Annotated in this window: 20 protein-coding genes; 13 read left to right on the top strand and 7 right to left on the bottom strand. The window is 65.2% G+C overall.

Annotated elements, in window-relative coordinates; all coding sequences use genetic code 11:
- The first annotated feature begins 138 nt into the window (after nucleotides 1–138).
- The 8 genes from hisB to P24_RS02565 are packed head-to-tail and all read left to right on the top strand — an operon-like array spanning nucleotide 139 to nucleotide 4,608.
- Nucleotides 139–738 carry an imidazoleglycerol-phosphate dehydratase HisB gene (hisB, locus tag P24_RS02600; protein ID WP_008943140.1) on the top strand — a complete coding sequence of 200 codons (600 nt, stop codon included), beginning with the start codon at nucleotides 139–141 and terminating at the stop codon, nucleotides 736–738.
- Between the two features lie 9 nt (nucleotides 739–747).
- The gene (hisH, locus tag P24_RS02595) at nucleotides 748–1,404 is read left to right on the top strand and encodes an imidazole glycerol phosphate synthase subunit HisH (RefSeq protein WP_008943139.1); all 657 of its coding nucleotides are present in this window, start codon (nucleotides 748–750) and stop codon (nucleotides 1,402–1,404) included.
- The gene (locus P24_RS02590; protein ID WP_008943138.1) at nucleotides 1,401–1,967 is read left to right on the top strand and encodes a GNAT family N-acetyltransferase; all 567 of its coding nucleotides are present in this window, start codon (nucleotides 1,401–1,403) and stop codon (nucleotides 1,965–1,967) included. The genes hisH and P24_RS02590 overlap by 4 nt, the downstream gene beginning before the upstream one ends.
- On the top strand, nucleotides 1,964–2,701 hold the full coding sequence (hisA, locus tag P24_RS02585) for a 1-(5-phosphoribosyl)-5-[(5-phosphoribosylamino)methylideneamino]imidazole-4-carboxamide isomerase (RefSeq protein WP_008943137.1): 738 nt from the start codon (nucleotides 1,964–1,966) through the stop codon (nucleotides 2,699–2,701). The genes P24_RS02590 and hisA overlap by 4 nt, the downstream gene beginning before the upstream one ends.
- A 1-nt stretch (nucleotide 2,702) precedes the next feature.
- Nucleotides 2,703–3,479, top strand: a complete 777-nt coding sequence (hisF, locus tag P24_RS02580; RefSeq protein WP_008943136.1) for an imidazole glycerol phosphate synthase subunit HisF — start codon at nucleotides 2,703–2,705, stop codon at nucleotides 3,477–3,479.
- Complete coding sequence (locus P24_RS02575) at nucleotides 3,476–3,796, top strand: phosphoribosyl-ATP diphosphatase (RefSeq protein WP_008943135.1); 321 nt, start codon at nucleotides 3,476–3,478, stop codon at nucleotides 3,794–3,796. Before hisF ends, P24_RS02575 begins: the two co-directional genes overlap by 4 nt.
- A 12-nt stretch (nucleotides 3,797–3,808) precedes the next feature.
- Nucleotides 3,809–4,177 (top strand): histidine triad nucleotide-binding protein, encoded by a 369-nt coding sequence (locus P24_RS02570; RefSeq protein WP_008943134.1) that lies wholly within the window; start codon nucleotides 3,809–3,811, stop codon nucleotides 4,175–4,177.
- 5 nt (nucleotides 4,178–4,182) lie between these two features.
- The gene (locus P24_RS02565; RefSeq protein WP_008943133.1) at nucleotides 4,183–4,608 is read left to right on the top strand and encodes a VOC family protein; all 426 of its coding nucleotides are present in this window, start codon (nucleotides 4,183–4,185) and stop codon (nucleotides 4,606–4,608) included.
- Nucleotides 4,609–4,623: 15 nt separating this feature from the next.
- Here P24_RS02565 and ppa read toward each other — a convergent pair whose 3' ends face one another.
- From ppa to P24_RS02550, 3 genes are all read right to left on the bottom strand, one after another.
- The gene (ppa, locus tag P24_RS02560) at nucleotides 4,624–5,157 is read right to left on the bottom strand and encodes an inorganic diphosphatase (RefSeq protein ID WP_008943132.1); all 534 of its coding nucleotides are present in this window, start codon (nucleotides 5,155–5,157) and stop codon (nucleotides 4,624–4,626) included.
- Nucleotides 5,158–5,266: 109 nt separating this feature from the next.
- The gene (locus P24_RS02555) at nucleotides 5,267–6,598 is read right to left on the bottom strand and encodes an AmpG family muropeptide MFS transporter (RefSeq protein ID WP_008943131.1); all 1,332 of its coding nucleotides are present in this window, start codon (nucleotides 6,596–6,598) and stop codon (nucleotides 5,267–5,269) included.
- Nucleotides 6,595–7,590, bottom strand: coding sequence for an adenosine kinase (locus tag P24_RS02550; protein ID WP_008943130.1), 996 nt, complete (start codon nucleotides 7,588–7,590; stop codon nucleotides 6,595–6,597). Before P24_RS02550 ends, P24_RS02555 begins: the two co-directional genes overlap by 4 nt.
- A 29-nt stretch (nucleotides 7,591–7,619) precedes the next feature.
- Here P24_RS02550 and P24_RS02545 point away from each other — a divergent pair, with 29 nt between their 5' ends.
- From P24_RS02545 to P24_RS02535, 3 genes are all read left to right on the top strand, one after another.
- On the top strand, nucleotides 7,620–8,450 hold the full coding sequence (locus tag P24_RS02545) for an EI24 domain-containing protein (RefSeq protein WP_237740155.1): 831 nt from the start codon (nucleotides 7,620–7,622) through the stop codon (nucleotides 8,448–8,450).
- A gap of 175 nt (nucleotides 8,451–8,625) precedes the next feature.
- On the top strand, nucleotides 8,626–9,117 hold the full coding sequence (locus tag P24_RS02540; RefSeq protein WP_008943128.1) for a bactofilin family protein: 492 nt from the start codon (nucleotides 8,626–8,628) through the stop codon (nucleotides 9,115–9,117).
- 35 nt (nucleotides 9,118–9,152) lie between these two features.
- Nucleotides 9,153–9,770, top strand: a complete 618-nt coding sequence (locus tag P24_RS02535; protein ID WP_156816140.1) for a hypothetical protein — start codon at nucleotides 9,153–9,155, stop codon at nucleotides 9,768–9,770.
- A gap of 7 nt (nucleotides 9,771–9,777) precedes the next feature.
- Here the strand turns inward: P24_RS02535 and nth are convergent, their stop codons facing one another.
- Nucleotides 9,778–10,425: an endonuclease III gene (gene nth, locus P24_RS02530; RefSeq protein ID WP_008943126.1), complete on the bottom strand. Its 648-nt coding sequence runs from the start codon at nucleotides 10,423–10,425 to the stop codon at nucleotides 9,778–9,780.
- Nucleotides 10,426–10,536: 111 nt separating this feature from the next.
- On the opposite strand from nth, the gene P24_RS02525 reads away from it, so the two are divergent.
- Nucleotides 10,537–11,049, top strand: coding sequence for a DUF2244 domain-containing protein (locus P24_RS02525; protein ID WP_008943125.1), 513 nt, complete (start codon nucleotides 10,537–10,539; stop codon nucleotides 11,047–11,049).
- Here P24_RS02525 and dapB read toward each other — a convergent pair.
- Nucleotides 11,039–11,842, bottom strand: coding sequence for a 4-hydroxy-tetrahydrodipicolinate reductase (gene dapB / locus P24_RS02520; protein WP_040706360.1), 804 nt, complete (start codon nucleotides 11,840–11,842; stop codon nucleotides 11,039–11,041). The two genes, P24_RS02525 and dapB, sit on opposite strands and share 11 nt — an antisense overlap.
- Nucleotides 11,843–12,076: 234 nt before the next feature.
- Between dapB and P24_RS02515 the strand changes: the two genes are divergently transcribed.
- Nucleotides 12,077–12,613, top strand: coding sequence for a PadR family transcriptional regulator (locus P24_RS02515; RefSeq protein WP_008943123.1), 537 nt, complete (start codon nucleotides 12,077–12,079; stop codon nucleotides 12,611–12,613).
- 205 nt (nucleotides 12,614–12,818) lie between these two features.
- On the opposite strand, the gene dnaJ is transcribed toward P24_RS02515, so the two are convergent.
- Nucleotides 12,819–13,961, bottom strand: coding sequence for a molecular chaperone DnaJ (gene dnaJ / locus P24_RS02510; RefSeq protein ID WP_008943122.1), 1,143 nt, complete (start codon nucleotides 13,959–13,961; stop codon nucleotides 12,819–12,821).
- A gap of 116 nt (nucleotides 13,962–14,077) precedes the next feature.
- The gene (gene dnaK / locus P24_RS02505; RefSeq protein ID WP_008943121.1) at nucleotides 14,078–16,018 is read right to left on the bottom strand and encodes a molecular chaperone DnaK; all 1,941 of its coding nucleotides are present in this window, start codon (nucleotides 16,016–16,018) and stop codon (nucleotides 14,078–14,080) included.
- Nucleotides 16,019–16,053 lie beyond the last annotated feature (35 nt).

The raw sequence follows: 16,053 nt of genomic DNA, 5'->3' as shown, positions 1-16,053 counted from the left end.
GTCCTGGGAGACCCGCCGAAACTAGCAGAGCATGTTGGTTGCCGCGACTGTGCGGTCAAGATGCCCGCCGCCCTTGGCCCGGAGGCCCGCAACTGCTACATAAGCCCCGTCCTATCCATTCCAGCGAGGAGAGTGCCGATGCGCGTGGGCAGCGTCGTGCGCAACACCAAGGAAACCCGTATCTCTGTCGAGCTGAATCTCGACGGAACCGGCGTGTATGACGTGCATACCGGGATCGGCTTCCTCGACCATATGCTGGAGCAGCTGTCGCGGCATTCGCTGATCGACCTGAAGGTGCGCGCGGAAGGCGATCTACACATCGACTATCACCACACCACCGAGGATAGCGGGATCGCCATCGGCGAGGCCTTCACCAAGGCGCTGGGCGAGCGCAAGGGCATCACCCGCTATGGCTCGGCGCTCATTCCGATGGATGAGACGCTGACCCGCGTGGCTCTGGACTGCTCGAACCGGCCCTACCTGATCTGGAAGGTGAATTTCACCCGGCCGAAGCTGGGCGAGATGGATACCGAGCTGTTCAAGGAATGGTTCCAGGCCTTCGCGCAGGCCGGCGGTGTGACGCTGCACGTCGAGAATCTGTACGGCGAGAACAACCACCATATCGTCGAGAGCTGCTACAAGGCGCTGGCCCGCAGCCTGCGCCAGGCCATCGAGATCGATCCGCGCAAGGCCGATGCCGTGCCCTCGACCAAGGGTGTCCTCGGCGGCACACTCTAGGAGGCAGCGATGACAGGGAAGAAGCGGGCCGTCATCATCGATTACGGCTCCGGAAACCTCCGTTCGGCCGCCAAGGCCTTCGAGCGTTCGGCACGCGACAATGGCATCGAGGCCGAGGTGATCGTGACCGCCGAGGCGGCGGCGCTGGCCGGCGCCAGCCACATCGTGCTGCCCGGCGTCGGTGCCTTCGCCGACTGCAAGCGCGGGCTGGCGGCGGTGCCGGGCATGATCGAGGCGCTGGAGGAACAGGTGATAAGCGGCGGCAAGCCGTTCCTCGGCATCTGTGTCGGCATGCAGCTGATGGCGGATCGTGGCCTGGAATTCGAGACCAGCCAGGGGCTGGGCTGGATTCCCGGCGACGTGGTGGCGCTGACACCGTCGGACAAGACGCTGAAGGTGCCGCATATGGGTTGGAACGAACTGCAGCTGGCGAATACCGACCACCCGGTGCTGGCCGGCATCAGCTCCGGCGACCATGCCTATTTCGTGCATTCCTACCATCTGGCTGCGTCCGATCCCGCGCAGATCCTGGCGACTGTCGATTATGGCGGGCCGGTCACGGCCATCGTCGGCCGGGACAATCTGGTCGGCACCCAGTTCCACCCGGAAAAGAGCCAGGAGGCGGGTTTGCGGCTGATCGCCAATTTCCTGGGCTGGACGCCATGACGGAAATCGCGGTCAGGGTATCGGCCGAGCGGCTGGAGGAATTCTCGGGCAACGACCTTGAGGATCTGTGCGACGCCACCGAGGGCGCCATCCTGGATGGCGGCGGCTTCGGCTGGGTCACCCCGCCAGCCCGCCATGTGCTGGAGGCCTATTGGCGCGGCGTGCTGCTGGTGCCCGAACGGCACCTGTTCGTCGGCCGGCTGGACGGCACCATCGCGGCGGCGGCGCAGACCCTGCGCCCGGCCCGCAACAATGAGGCGCAGGCCTTCGCCCTGCAGCTGACCGGGCATTTCGTGGCCCCCTGGGCGCGTGGCCACGGGCTGGCGCGGGCCATTGTCGTGGCCGCCGAGCAGGCGGCGCGGGCCTGGGGCTTCCGCAGCATCAACCTGGATGTGCGCGACAGCCAGTCGGCGGCGATCAAGCTATACGAATCGCTGGGCTATGTGCGCTGGGGCACGCATCCCTATTATGCCCGGGTGGAGGGCGACATCGTCGCCGGCCACTTCTATTACAAGAATCTCAGCGAGACAGAAGCGCCGAAGCAGGAGATACCGCTGTCATGATCCTCTACCCCGCCATCGATCTGAAGGGCGGCCAGTGCGTCCGCCTGCTGCATGGCGAGATGGACAAGGCCACCGTGTTCAGCGACAACCCAGGCGCGCAGGCCGCGAAGTTCCAGGCCGCCGGCTGCCGCTGGCTGCATGTGGTCGATCTCGATGGCGCCTTCGCCGGCAAGGCGGTGAACGAGGCGGCGGTGCGCTCCATCCTCGGCGCCGTCACCGTGCCGGTGCAGCTTGGCGGCGGCATCCGTGACCATGCCGGCATCGAGCGCTGGCTGGAGGCCGGAATCTCCCGCGTCATCCTGGGCACGGCGGCGCTGCGTGACCCGCAGCTGGTCATCGCGGCCTGCAAGGCGCATCCGGGCAAGATTGCGGTCGGCATCGACGCCCGCGGCGGCATGGTGGCGGTGGAAGGCTGGGCCGAGACGTCGGATGTCAGCGCGCTGGACCTTGCGCGCCGCTTCGAGGATGCCGGCGTTGCCGCCATCATCTATACCGATATCGACCGTGACGGTGCCTTGACCGGCGTGAATGTGCAGGCGACTGCCGATCTCGCCCGCGCCATTTCGATTCCGGTCATCGCCTCGGGCGGGGTCGCCTCGTTGGACGATCTGCGCGGGCTGATGGCGGTCGCCGACTCCGGTATCGAAGGCGTGATCAGCGGTCGCGCGCTCTATGACGGGCGTATTGACCTGGCGCAGGCGATTGCCGTTCTCGATGGGAAGGAGGCCGCCTGACATGCTGAAAACCCGCATCATCCCGTGCCTCGACGTGAAGGACGGGCGCGTCGTGAAGGGCGTGAACTTCGTCGATCTGCGCGATGCCGGCGATCCGGTAGAGCAGGCCCGGCTCTATGACCGCGAGGGGGCCGACGAGCTGTGCTTCCTCGACATCACCGCCTCGTCCGACAATCGCGGCATCATCCTCGACGTGGTGTCCCGCACCGCCGAGCAGTGCTTCATGCCACTGACCGTCGGCGGCGGCGTGCGCACGCTGGACGATATCCGCCGGCTGCTGCTGGCCGGTGCCGACAAGGTGTCGATCAACACGGCGGCGGTGAAGGACCCGGATTTCGTGCGCCAGGCGGCGGAGAAGTTCGGCAGCCAGTGCATCACCGTCGCGGTGGACGCCAAGCGCGCGGGCGATGGCTTCGAGGTGTTCACCCATGGCGGCCGCAATGCGACGGGCATCGAGGCGGTCGGCTGGGCGCGGCGCATGATGGAGTATGGCGCCGGCGAAATCCTGCTGACCTCGATGGACCGCGACGGCACCAAGCAGGGCTTCGACCTGTCGTTGACCCGTGCCATCGCGGATGCCGTCACCATCCCGGTCATCGCCTCCGGCGGGGTCGGCAATCTGAAACATCTGATCGAGGGCGTGACCGAGGGCCATGCCTCGGCGGTGCTGGCCGCCTCGATCTTCCATTTCGGCGAATACCGGATATCCGAGGTGAAGGCGGCGATGGAGGCCGCCGGTATTCCCGTCAGGCTGACCCCGGAAAGGCAGGCGGCATGAGCCAGAGCACGCTGGACGATCTGTTCCGTATCCTGGAATCGCGCAAGGACGCAGACCCTGCCGTCAGCTATACGGCGAAGCTGCTGGGCGACCGCAAGAAGATCGCCAAGAAGCTGGGCGAGGAAGGCGTCGAGGCGGCGCTGGAAGTGCTGCAGGGTGACCGCGACAAGCTGGTCTCCGAAAGCGCCGATGTGCTCTATCATCTGCTGGTCGCCTGGGTGGCGCTGGGCATCCAGCCGGACGAGGTCTGGCAGGCGCTGGAGGCACGCATGGGGCGCTCCGGCATCGACGAGAAGAAGTCGCGCAAGGCGGAATAAGGGGGAAGCACGATGGCCTATGATCCGAACAATATCTTCGCCCGCATCCTGCGCGGCGAGATTCCCTGCAAGAAGATCGCCGAGGACGAGCACACGCTCGCCTTCCACGACATCAACCCGCAAGCGCCGGTGCACGCGCTGGTGATTCCGAAGGGAGCCTATGTCTCCTTCGACGATTTCTCGGAAAAGGCATCGGACGCGGAAATCGCGGCGCTGACGCGCATGGTCGGCAAGGTGGCGCGCGATCTGGGCTGCGCAGCGGATGGCTACCGTATCCTCTCTAACATCGGCCAGCATGGCCATCAGGAGGTGCCGCACCTCCATATCCATGTGTTCGGTGGCGCCTCGCTTGGCCGCATGATCAACAAGGTGACGGCATAGCGGCGATGGAACAGCGGCTCAGCCTGATCACGCTGGGCGTGGCCGATATCGCCCGCAGCCGGGCCTTCTATGAGGCGCTGGGCTGGACGGTATCGGGCATCGGCGATGGCGAAGTTGCCTTCTTTCAGGCCGGCGGCATGATCTTCAGCCTGTTCGGCCGAATCGACCTAGCGACGGATGCGGGCGTATCCGCCGAGGGCACCGGCTTTCGCGGCATCGCGCTGGCCTATAACAGCCGCAGCCGGGAAGAGGTGGACCGGGTGCTGGCGGAAATGGTCGCGGCGGGGGCGGCGCTGGTGAAGCCGGCGGCCGAGGCCTCCTGGGGCGGCTATTCCGGCTATGCCGCCGATCCTGACGGCCATCTGTGGGAAATCGCCTGGAATCCTGGCTTCCCCATCGCGGCGGATGGCAGCGTCAGCCTGCCCGGCTGACGCTGATCCTTCTGATTACTTCGCGGTCTTGGCGCGCTCGATGGCAGCGGTGATCATGTCGCGGGCCTGTTCGGCCTCGCCCCAGCCATTCACCCGCACCCACTTGTTCGGCTCCAGATCCTTGTAGTGGGTGAAGAAGTGCTCGATCTGGTGCAGCAGCACCTCGCGCACATCCTTGTAGCTGGCGATGTTGTTGTAATAGGGATGCAGGTCGTCCACGGGGACGGCCAGAATCTTCTCGTCCGGCCCCTTCTCGTCTTCCATCATCATGACGCCGACCGGACGCGAGCGCATGACGGAGCCCGGCACCACCGGCACATTGCCCAGCACCAGCACATCGACCGGATCGCCATCCTCGGACAAGGTGTGCGGTACGAAGCCGTAATTGGCCGGGTAATACATGGCGGTGTGCAGGAAACGGTCGACGAACATCGCGCCCGACTCCTTGTCCACCTCGTACTTCACGGGTGCGCCGCCCAGCGGAATCTCGACAATGACGTTCACGTCGTAGGGCGGGTTCTTGCCGATCGCAATCTTGCTGATGTCCATATTGGTCTCGCTGGCTGAATAGACTTCAGGCCTCAGGGGCCGGAGTTTGCGCGCATCCTACGCATTTGTTGCGGCGCAGCAAGTGCCGTCTGGGGATTCCGCCGAAAATTCAGTCCGCCGCGCTGTCCTGCCGCACCGGGCCGGCGCGGGTGCTGGCCGGCAGGGCGCGCATAAGCCAGAGCAGCATCAGCAGGCCGGGCAGCGCGGCCGCCGCCGACAGCAGGAAGAAGGCGACCCAGTCCATGTGATCGGCCAGCCAGCCGCCCGAGGAGGCGAGCAGCGTGCGCGCAAAGGCCATCAGTGAACTCAGCAGCGCATATTGCGTCGCCGTATAGGCGACGTTGCACAGGCTGGAGAGGTAGGCGACGAAGGCTGCCGTGCCCATGCCGCCGGTCAGATTCTCCAGCCCGATGGTCACGGTCAGCAGCGCCAGGTCATAGCCGGCCATCGCCTGTACCGCGAACATCAGGTTGGAGGCCATCTGCAGCACGCCGCAGACCAGCAGGCTTTTCAGCAAGCCGAGCCTGGCCACCATGATGCCGCCGATCAGCCCGCCGGCCAGCGTCGCCACCAGGCCGAACAGTTTGGAGATGTTGGCGATCTCGATCTTGGAGAAGCCCATCTCGATATAGAACGGGTTGGCCATCACCCCGGCCAGCGCATCGCCGAACTTGTAGAGCACGATGAACAGCAGGATGCCGAGCCAGACCGGCCTGCGCATGAAATCGGCGAAGGGGGCGACGACCGCGCCATGCAGCCAGGCGCCGAGGCCCGGCTTGCCGTCTGCTGCCAGCTGGCCATCCGCCGGTTCCGGACTCAGCAGGATGGCAAGGCTGCCGGTCAGGGCGAGGACCGCCATGATGGCGTAGGTCGCGAACCAGCCATGGAAGGCCGCGAGATAGAGCGACCCGGCACCAGCCACCAGCATGCCCATGCGGTAGCCGAACACCAGGATGCCGGCACCCGCACCTTGCTGGCGGGCCTCCAGGCTTTCCACGCGGAAGGCGTCGATCACAATATCCTGGCTGGCAGAGAAGAAGGCGACCAGCAGCGCGAAGATCGCGGTCTGGCCGGCATCCACGGCGGGGTCGCTGGCGCCGAGGCCGAGGATCGCCAGCACAAGGCCGGCCTGACAGGCCAGCATCCAGCCGCGCCGCCGGCCGAACAGCCGGGTCAGCCCCGGGATCGGCAGCCGGTCAATCAGCGGCGCCCAGACGAACTTGAAGGTATAGGGCGCGCCGACCAGGGCGAACAGCCCGATGGCGGTCTTCGACACGCCGGCCTCGGCCAGCCAGACCGTCAGGGTGGACAGCGTCAGCAGCAGCGGCAGGCCGCTGGCGAAGCCCAGGAAGAACTGGGTGAGGACTGGCCGTTCCAGATAGATTCTGGACTCGGCCAGCCAGCCCTTCAGGCTATGGACGAAACGGGCGTTTGCGCTCACCCATGCACCTTGTCCGCCACCAGCTCTGCCAGGGAGCGTTCCGGCCGGGCGCCGAAATGCGAGATCACCTCGGCGGCGGCCAGCGCCCCCAGCGACCCGCAGACCGCGACCGGCATGCCGCGCGTCAGCCCGTAAAGAAAGCCGCTGGCATAGAGGTCGCCAGCGCCGGTGGTGTCCACCACCGCCTCGACCGGCTCGGCGTCCAGCACATGCACCTCATTGGCGGTGACGATGACCGCCCCCTTCTCGCTGCGGGTGAGCGCGGCTACCTCGACCTTGCCGCGGATCGCCTGCATCGCATCGTCGAAGCTGGCGACCTCGAACAGCGCCTTGATCTCAACCTCGTTGGCGAACAGCACATCGACATGCTTTTCCACCAGCGCGCGGAATTCGCGGCGATGGCGTTCCACGCAGAAGGCGTCGGACAGTGACAGCGCCACCTTGCGGCCAGCGGCATGTGCCGCATTCGCCGCCTTCAGGAAGGCGGCCTTGGCCTGCGGCGGGTCCCACAGATAGCCTTCGAGATAGGTATAGGCGGAGGCGGCGACGAGATCGGTATCCACATCATCAGGCGTCAGCTCGACGCAGGCGCCAAGGAAAGTGTTCATGGTGCGCTGCGCGTCCGGTGTCACCAGGATCAGGCAGCGCGCCGTCGGCGGGCCGTCGCTGGCGGCGGCGGTTTCGAAGCTGACGCCGGCCGCCTTAATGTCGTGGCGGAAGATGTTCCCCAGCGTGTCGTTGCGCACCTTGCCGATGAAGGCCGCGCGCCCGCCCAGCGAGGCGATGCCGTGCAGCGTGTTGGCCGCCGACCCGCCGGACATTTCCATGCCCGGCCCCATCTGGCCGTAAAGACGCTCCGCCTGTTCCGCATCGATCAGCCGCATCGCGCCCTTGTCGAGCCCATGCGCCTCCAGGAAGGCATCGTCGGTGCGGCTGAGCACATCCACGATGGCATTGCCGATGCCGAGAACGTCGAAGCGTGTGTCTGTCATCACTATATCTTCCCGGCGCAGTGCCAAGCTTGCGGAATCACGATCGATGGCGTGGCAGTATAACCGCCGCGCTGCCGGCAACAAGCGGCGCTTGCCGTTACGCCTTGTATTTCCGATCTCTAGCCCATTCTTCCCGTTTCGAAAGCCACCCGATGATCGATGCACTTGTGAAAGCCCTCAGGCAATTCTCCGATCCGCGGTTGCGCGGCGTGGTCTGGCTGGGTATCGGCGCGGCCGCGCTGGTGTTCGCCCTGCTGTTCTGGGGAATCGGCTGGCTGCTGTCTGGCGTCAGCCTCACGGATCTCGGCCTGTCGCCGGAAACCGCGTCGCCCTTCGAATATCCCTTCCGCCTGCTGGTCGATGTGCTGGGCGGGCTGGCGGTACTGGGGCTGACCTGGCTGCTGTTCCCCGTGGTGGCGACGGCGGTAACCGGAATTTTCCTGGAACGCGTCGCAGTCGCCGTGGAGGGCCGCCACTATCCGGGCCTGCCGGCGGCGCGGGAGCAAGGCATCGGCGAAGCAGTGGGCATGGCGGCGCGGTTCCTTGCCCTGTCGCTTTTGCTCAATCTTCTGGCCCTGCCGGTCTATCTGCTTTTTCCCGCCGTGAATTTTTTGCTTTTTTATTTACTGAACGGCTATCTGATCGGCCGCGAGTATTTCGAGATGGCCGCTTTGCGGCGGCTGGACCCGGCGGAGGCTGCCGCGTTGCGGAAGCGGTACGGTGGCCGGATCGTGACCTTCGGGGCGCTGTTCGCCTTCCTCATGACGATTCCCCTGGTGAATCTGGCGGCACCTGTTTTCGCAACCGCAGCGATGATTCATCTATTCGAGGGCTTGCGGCGCCAAGCAAATCCGGCATAATTTCGAAGCCATAATGTTCGGCTTGCTGCAGCCGCACGGAAACGATTAATAGTTTATTTACATGTTTGGGCGCAAAAAAGTATCTCCTGAAGTAATCGCCACGCAGAATGCGGTTTCGGGCCAGCCCGAAAAAGCGGGGGAGCCGGCGGGTGCCGAGGGAAAACGGGGGAGCACCATGTCAACGATCAAGCCGAGTTCGCCGGGTTTCGTACCGGAATTGCCGCGCCGCAGCCTGGATATTCCGGGTGCCGGGCGCCGTGGCGAGGGCGCCGTGCGCAGCAACGTATCGGACAGCCGCCGTTTGACCGTCGGCCGGGAGATTGTGCTGAGCGGTGACATCACCGCCTGTGAGGTGCTGGTGGTGGAAGGCCGCGTGGATGCGAAGCTGAAGAACTGCCAGGCCATCGAGATCACGCCGTCGGGCGTGTTCAAGGGCGAGGCGGAGATCGAGGAGGCCGATATCAGCGGCAGCTTCGATGGCGTTCTCACGGTGCGGGGCCGGCTGACCGTCCGCAATGGCGGGCGCATTCAGGGCACGGTGCGCTATGGCCAGCTGGAGGTTGAGGCCGGCGGCGAGATCAATGGTGATCTGCAGTCCGCCACACCGGCCAAGGCAGATGCCAAAGCCGCGGCCAAGGCGGAAGACCGGCCGACTGCCACGCCGTAAAGCGGGCTGGTGGCGGGGCCCATGAAATAAGGCCCATGAGTAAAGACGTGCGGGATTCTGGCAGGGACGGCATGGAGATGACGGGCAGGCATATCGGGCAGGACAGGCGGACGGGCCGTTGCAGCGGCCTGCAGCCGGCTCTTCTGTCAGCGCCGGCGATGCTCTCGGCCCTGGTCGTTTCGCTGCTGCTGTCCGCTTGTGCGACCGATGCGCCTTCCGGTCCATCGCTTGCTGCCGCGCCGTTACAGGCTGCGGGATCGAAGGGCGCCGATGCCTCTGCCAGCTCCGTGAAGCCTGGCCTTGCGGCGGGGCTGTCGGGCGGTCTGGCCGGGTTGCTGCCGGAACCGCCCCGGCCGGACAATATGTCCCTGGCGCCGCAGGCAGCCGCCCCCGCGCCCGACCTCGTCGGCATGACGGCGCAGCAGCTGGGCGGCCTGCTTGGCCAGCCGCGCTATCTGCGGCGGGAAGCGCCGGCACAGGTCTGGCAATATACCGACCGCCGTTGCATCCTCGACATCTTCCTGTATCCCGAGCATGGCGAATACCGTGTCGTGCATGTGGAGACACGCGATCCGCGCAGCCTGTCGGCGCTGAATGTCGGCTCCTGCCTGAACGGTCTGGCTGTGCTGCCCGCCTCGCTGCGCGGCAGCTGAGAAGGCACTAGCGCAGCGCCGGGTCCGGCGTCTTTTCCTTGAACTTGCAGAATTCCGAGACGATACAGCGCCAGCAATCCGGCTTGCGCGCCTTGCAGATATAGCGCCCGTGCAGGATCAGCCAGTGATGCGCATGCCGCAGGTAGGGCTTGGGAATACGCTTTTCCAGTGCCAGCTCTACCGCCAGCGGCGTCTTGCCGGGGGCAAGGCCGGTGCGGTTTGAGACCCGGAACAGATGCGTGTCCACGGCGATGGTCGGCTGGCCGAAGGCGATGTTCAGCACCACATTCGCTGTCTTGCGGCCAACGCCGGGCAACGCCTCCAGCGCCAGGCGGTCGGCCGGCACCTCGCCGCCATGCCGCTCGATCAGCAGGCGGCTCATCTCGATGACGTTCTTCGCCTTAGAATTGAACAGGCCGATGGTCTTGATGTGCTGCTTCAGCCCGTCCTCGCCCAGCGCCAGCATCTTCTCCGGCGTATCGGCGATGGGGAACAGCTTCTCGGTCGCTTTGTTCACTGACACGTCGGTCGCCTGCGCCGACAGCGCGACAGCCACCAGCAGCGTATAGGGGTTCACATAGTTCAGCTCGCCCACCGGCTCCGGGTTGGCGTTCTGGAGCCGGGTAAAAAACCCTTCGATGTCAGCCTTGGTCATGCGTGCCATGGAGGATTTTCTAGCTGCCCGGCCGGCCGCGGGCAAGCGGGCTGCTGTGGGACCTTAACGGGCAGGCTTTACGCAATGGCTGCGCAATCCTAATTTGATGCCATGGAGATCGCGGAAACTCTTGAGGCCGCCGCGCCGCGCCGTCCCTATCTCGATGTGACGCTGACGCCGCATCGCAGCCTGCCGCCTGCCGGCTTCTACCTGCTGATGGGGATGGTCGGCGGCGTGTCGCTGACCATGGGGATCATGTTCCTGATCGTGGGCGCCTGGCCGGTTTTCGGCTTTCTGGGGCTCGATGTCGCGCTGCTCTATTTCGCCTTCAGAATGAATTACCGCGCGGCACTGGCCCGGGAGACTGTCCGGCTGGACGAGACGGAACTGGCGGTGCAGCGCTTCAGCCCGGCGGGCCATGTCCGGCGCTGGAGCTTCCAGCCCTACTGGTTGAAAGTGCTACATGAGGCGGCCAGCGAATATCCGGTGCCGCTGGTGCTGGCGAGCCATGGAAGGCGGCTGGAGATCGCCAGCTTCCTGAGCCAGCCGGAAAAGACGGAACTCGCCGAGGCGCTACGAGAGGCGCTGGCGCGCAGCCGCGCGCCGGACCTTCCTACGAGTTAAGCCCCAGCACGTCATCCATGCCGTAGAGGCCGGGGGCGCGGCCCTTCGTCCAGAGGGCAGCGCGCAGCGCACCATCGGCATAGATCGTACGGTTGCTGGCCTTGTGGGTCAGCTCGATCCGCTCCCCCTCGGCGGCGAACACCACCGTATGGTCGCCGACCACATCGCCGCCCCGCAGCACGGCGAAGCCGATATCGCCAGGCTTGCGCGGGCCGGTATGGCCGTCGCGGGCGCGCTGCTGCACCTCGGCAAGCCCGACGCCCCGCCCGGTCGCCGCCGCCTCGCCCAGTCCCAGTGCCGTGCCGGACGGGGCATCCACCTTGCGGCGATGATGCATTTCAACAATTTCGATATCGTAACTATTATCCAGGACAGCGGCGATCTGGCGCGTCAGCGCGAACATCAGATTCACGCCAATGCTCATATTCGGGGCGAAAACCAGCGGGATCTTCGCGGCGTGAATCTCCAGAACGGCGCGGTCCGCCTCCGACAGGCCGGTGGTGCCGATCACCAGTGCGGTGCCATGGCGGGCAGCCAGCTCGGCATGCGCCAGGCTGGCGGCCGGCGCGGTGAAATCGATGATCGTTTCGGCTGCAGCGAACAGCGCCTCGGCATCCTCGGTAATCGGCACCTGCAGCGCTTCGATACCCGCGACCAGACCGGCATCCTTGCCGATCTGCGGCGTGTCGGGACGGTCGGTGGCGCCCGCAAGCTGGGTCTTGTCCGAGCGCGCCACGGCCTGGATCAGCATGCGGCCCATGACGCCGCCCGCACCGACTATTCCGATCTTCATGGTGGCCATTTCGCATCCTCCTGCCCGGTAGCGCCTTGCCCAGCGCCGGTTATAGCCGGTTTTCCGGTGGATTACCAAGCGGCACTTCCGGCTTGTAGCGGCATCGCGGTGCCTGCCGGCGCTTGACGGAGCGGCACTCCGTCATTTCGGGCTATCCAGTGAAATCGGAAGATGTTAATTGAAATATATAATAAAATCTTTCCGATATGCTGACCAGAAACGCAGGATTCCGGTATGATCGATATTCGTTGCCTCTGTCTCGGCGTGCTCAGCCTTGGCGATGCCACCGGTTACGAGATCAGAAAGCGGCTGAAAGACAGTTTCGGCCCCTATCAGGGCATGAGCTACGGCGCATTGTACCCGGCACTGGCGAAATTGCTGGCTGCCGGCGAGGTCGAGAGCCTGGATGGTGACCGGGTATCGGCACTCGACAAGCGCACCTACCGGCTGACCGAAAAAGGGCGGGAATCCCTGCATTCCAGCCTGATTCGGGCGAAGGGGCAGGAGCAGACGCGCTCCGAGTTCCTGGCCGCCATGTTCTTCGCCGACATGCTGGATCGCGACACACTGGACCGGCTGGTGGATGAAAGGCTGGCGGAGTTGCGCGGTGTGCTGGCGCATTTCCAGACCTATCGCGGTAGTCCGCCGACCGAAGGGCAGCGTTTCGTTGGCCGCTTCGGGCAGGTGATGGCGCGCGCCGCGATCGACTTCCTGCAGGGCGAGGGCCGCGCCATCGTGAACGCCATCGAGCGTGACCGCAAGGCGCGCTAGGCAGGTTGAAAGCGCCCGGAAAGGGCCTCGCTTCTCGGTATTACTTCTATTGGAATCAATAGATTAACCTGCACTACGGCTGAGGCCGCTGTGGTGTCGACGGAAGCTGAAACAGAGGCTTCGGAAGGCCGCTCTAGGCTGATAAAAAAGCCGGGGAGCAGCAGCGCTACTCCCCAGCGATACCTCTCCGCTGCGGCGGAAGTGTCTAGTCCCGCAGGTCCTCCCACAGCTCCTTCACCTTGGCGAAGAAGCCGGCCGATTCCGGGCTGGTCTTGTCGCGGTTGCCGGTCTCCTCGAACTGCTTCAGCAGCTCCTTCTGCTGCTTGGTCAGGTTCACCGGGGTCTCGACGGTAACTTCAATATACAGATCGCCGCGCAGATTGCTGTTCAGCACGGTCATGCCCTTGCCGCGCAGGCGGAACTGATGGCCGTTCTGGGTGCCCTCGGGCACGCTAACCTTCACCCGCTTGCCTTCCAGTGTCGGTACCTCGATGGAGCCGCCCAGCGTCGCCCTCGTCATCGGGATCGGCACACGGCAATGGATGTCCGCCCCGTCGCGCTGGAAGAAGCGGTGCGGCGCGATAGTCAGGAAGATATAGAGATCGCCGCTGGCGGCCCCGCGCAGCCCGGCCTCACCCTCGCCGGACAGGCGGATGCGCGTGCCTTCCTCGACACCGGCGGGGATGGAAACGGACAGCGCCTTCTCGCGCTGCTGGCGGCCACTGCCGCCGCAGGAACGGCACGGCTTCTCAATCACCTTGCCAGCCCCGCCGCAGGTCGGGCAGCTGCGCTCAATGGTGAAGAAGCCCTGCTGCGCGCGCACCTTTCCGGCGCCACCGCAGGTGCTGCAGGTAACCGGCTGGGAATCGGCCTCCGCCCCGCTGCCATGGCAGGTATCGCAGGCCACGGAGGTCGGGATGCGGAGGTCCTTGGTGGCGCCGGCGAAGGCGTCCTCCAGGGTGATCTCCAGATTGAGCCTGAGGTCGGCGCCGCGGCCGCGCTGGCCGCCGCGCCCACGCTGGCCGCCCATGAACTCGCCGAACATCTCGTCGAAGATGTCGGCGAAGCCGCCGCCGAAATCGAAGCCGCCGGCGCGGCCGTTGCCGCGCGGACCGCCGCCATTCTCGAAGGCGGCATGGCCAAAGCGGTCATAGGCAGCTCGCTTCTCGTCATCCTTCAGAACATCATAGGCCTCGTTCACTTCCTTGAACTTGGCCTCGGCTTCCGGATCGTCCGGGTTGCGGTCCGGATGATACTGCATGGCGAGCTTGCGATAGGCCCGCTTCAGCGCTTCCTTGTCGGCGCCCTTATCGGCGCCGAGCGTCTCGTAATAGTCCCGCTTCGCCATGATTCAGCGGCCCCTGGACTGGCGATGAGAAGACGCCATGTCCCCCGGGGTGCTGACCCCGGAGGACATGGGCATTTCGATAGCGTAACGGAATGTGCCGTTCGCGGTCATCGGTTTCAGGCCGACTTCTTGCGGTCCTCGTCGTCCACTTCCTCGAAGTCGGCATCGACGACCTTGTCATCGCCCTTGGCCGCGGTGTCGCCACCAGCGGCATCGCCGCCGGACGCACCGCCATCGCCAGCGCCGCCATCCTGCTGGGCCTTGTACATGGCCTCACCCAGCTTCATGGCGGACTGCGCCAGCTTCTCGGTCTTCTCCTTGATGACCACGGCGTCGTCGCCACCCATGACTTCCTTCAGCGCGGCGATGTCGGCCTCGATCGCCGACTTCTCCTCGGCGCCGATATGGCTGCCATGCTCGGCCAGGTTCTTCTCGGTCGTGTGCACCAGCGACTCGGCATGGTTGCGGGCTTCCACGGCTTCGCGCCGCTTCTTGTCCTCGGCGGCGTTCGCCTCGGCATCCTTCACCATCTGCTCGATATCGGCGTCGGACAGACCACCCGAGGCCTGGATACGGATGGCCTGCTCCTTGTTGGTCGCCTTGTCCTTGGCCGAGACATTCACGATGCCGTTGGCGTCGATGTCGAAGGTGACCTCGATCTGCGGAATGCCGCGCGGCGCGGTCGGAATGCCGACCAGGTCGAACTGGCCCAGCATCTTGTTGTCCGCTGCCATCTCGCGCTCGCCCTGGAACACGCGGATGGTCACCGCAGTCTGGTTGTCCTCGGCGGTCGAGAAGACCTGGCTCTTCTTCGTCGGGATCGTGGTGTTGCGGTCGATCAGGCGGGTGAACACGCCGCCAAGCGTCTCGATGCCCAGCGACAGCGGGGTCACGTCGAGCAGCAGGACGTCCTTCACCTCGCCCTTCAGCACGGCACCCTGGATGGCGGCACCCACGGCCACCACCTCGTCCGGGTTCACGCCGCGATGCGGCTCACGCCCGAAGAAGTTCTTCACCGTCTCCAGGATCTTCGGCATGCGGGTCATGCCGCCGACCATGATGACCTCGTCCACCTCGCCAGCGGAGATGCCAGCATCCTTCAGCGCCGCCTTGCAGGGCTCGATGGTGCGCTTCACCAGATCATCGACCAGCGCTTCCAGCTTGGCGCGCGACAGCTTCATGGTCAGATGCTTCGGGCCCGACTGGTCGGCGGTGATGAAGGGCAGGTTGATCTCGGTCTCGGTCGTGCTGGACAGCTCGATCTTCGCCTTCTCGGCGGCTTCCTTCAGGCGCTGCAGCGCCATCTTGTCGCCGCGCAGGTCGATGCCGGATTCCTTCTTGAACTCGTCGGCCAGGTACTGGATGACCCGGCTGTCGAAATCCTCGCCACCCAGGAAGGTGTCGCCGTTGGTGGACTTCACCTCGAACACGCCGTCGCCGATCTCCAGGATCGACACGTCGAAGGTGCCGCCGCCAAGGTCATAGACCGCGACGATGCCGCTGCCCTTCTTCTCCAGACCATAGGCCAGCGCGGCAGCGGTCGGCTCGTTGATGATGCGCAGCACTTCCAGCCCGGCGATCTTGCCGGCGTCCTTGGTGGCCTGGCGCTGGGCGTCGTTGAAGTAGGCCGGCACGGTGATGACCGCCTGGGTGACCTTTTCGCCCAGATGGTTCTCCGCGGTTTCCTTCATCTTCTGCAGGATGAAGGCGCTGACCTCGCTGGGGCTGTACTTCTTGTCACGGCTCTCGACCCAGGCATCGCCATTGTCCGCCTTCACGATCTTGTAGGGGACGAGGCCCTTGTCCTTCTCCACCATCGGGTCGTCGATCCGGCGGCCGACAAGGCGCTTGATCGCGAACAGGGTGTTTTCCGGATTGGTCACGGCCTGGCGCTTCGCCGGCAGGCCGACAAGGCGCTCGCCGCTCTCGGTGAAGGCGACCATCGACGGCGTGGTGCGCATACCTTCCGCGTTCTCGATGACGCGGGCATTGCCGCCTTCCATCACGGCGACGCAGGAATTGGTCGTACCAAGGTCAATGCCGATAACTTTGGACATGCTCTATTTCCTTTCTTCAGCAGGGCTCACTCGGC

It is taken from the genome of Oceanibaculum indicum P24 (assembly GCF_000299935.1).
Taxonomy (GTDB): Bacteria; Pseudomonadota; Alphaproteobacteria; order Oceanibaculales; family Oceanibaculaceae; genus Oceanibaculum; species Oceanibaculum indicum.
Note: the sequence above shows the minus strand (reverse complement) of the source record. Positions and strands in the feature narration are given on the sequence as shown.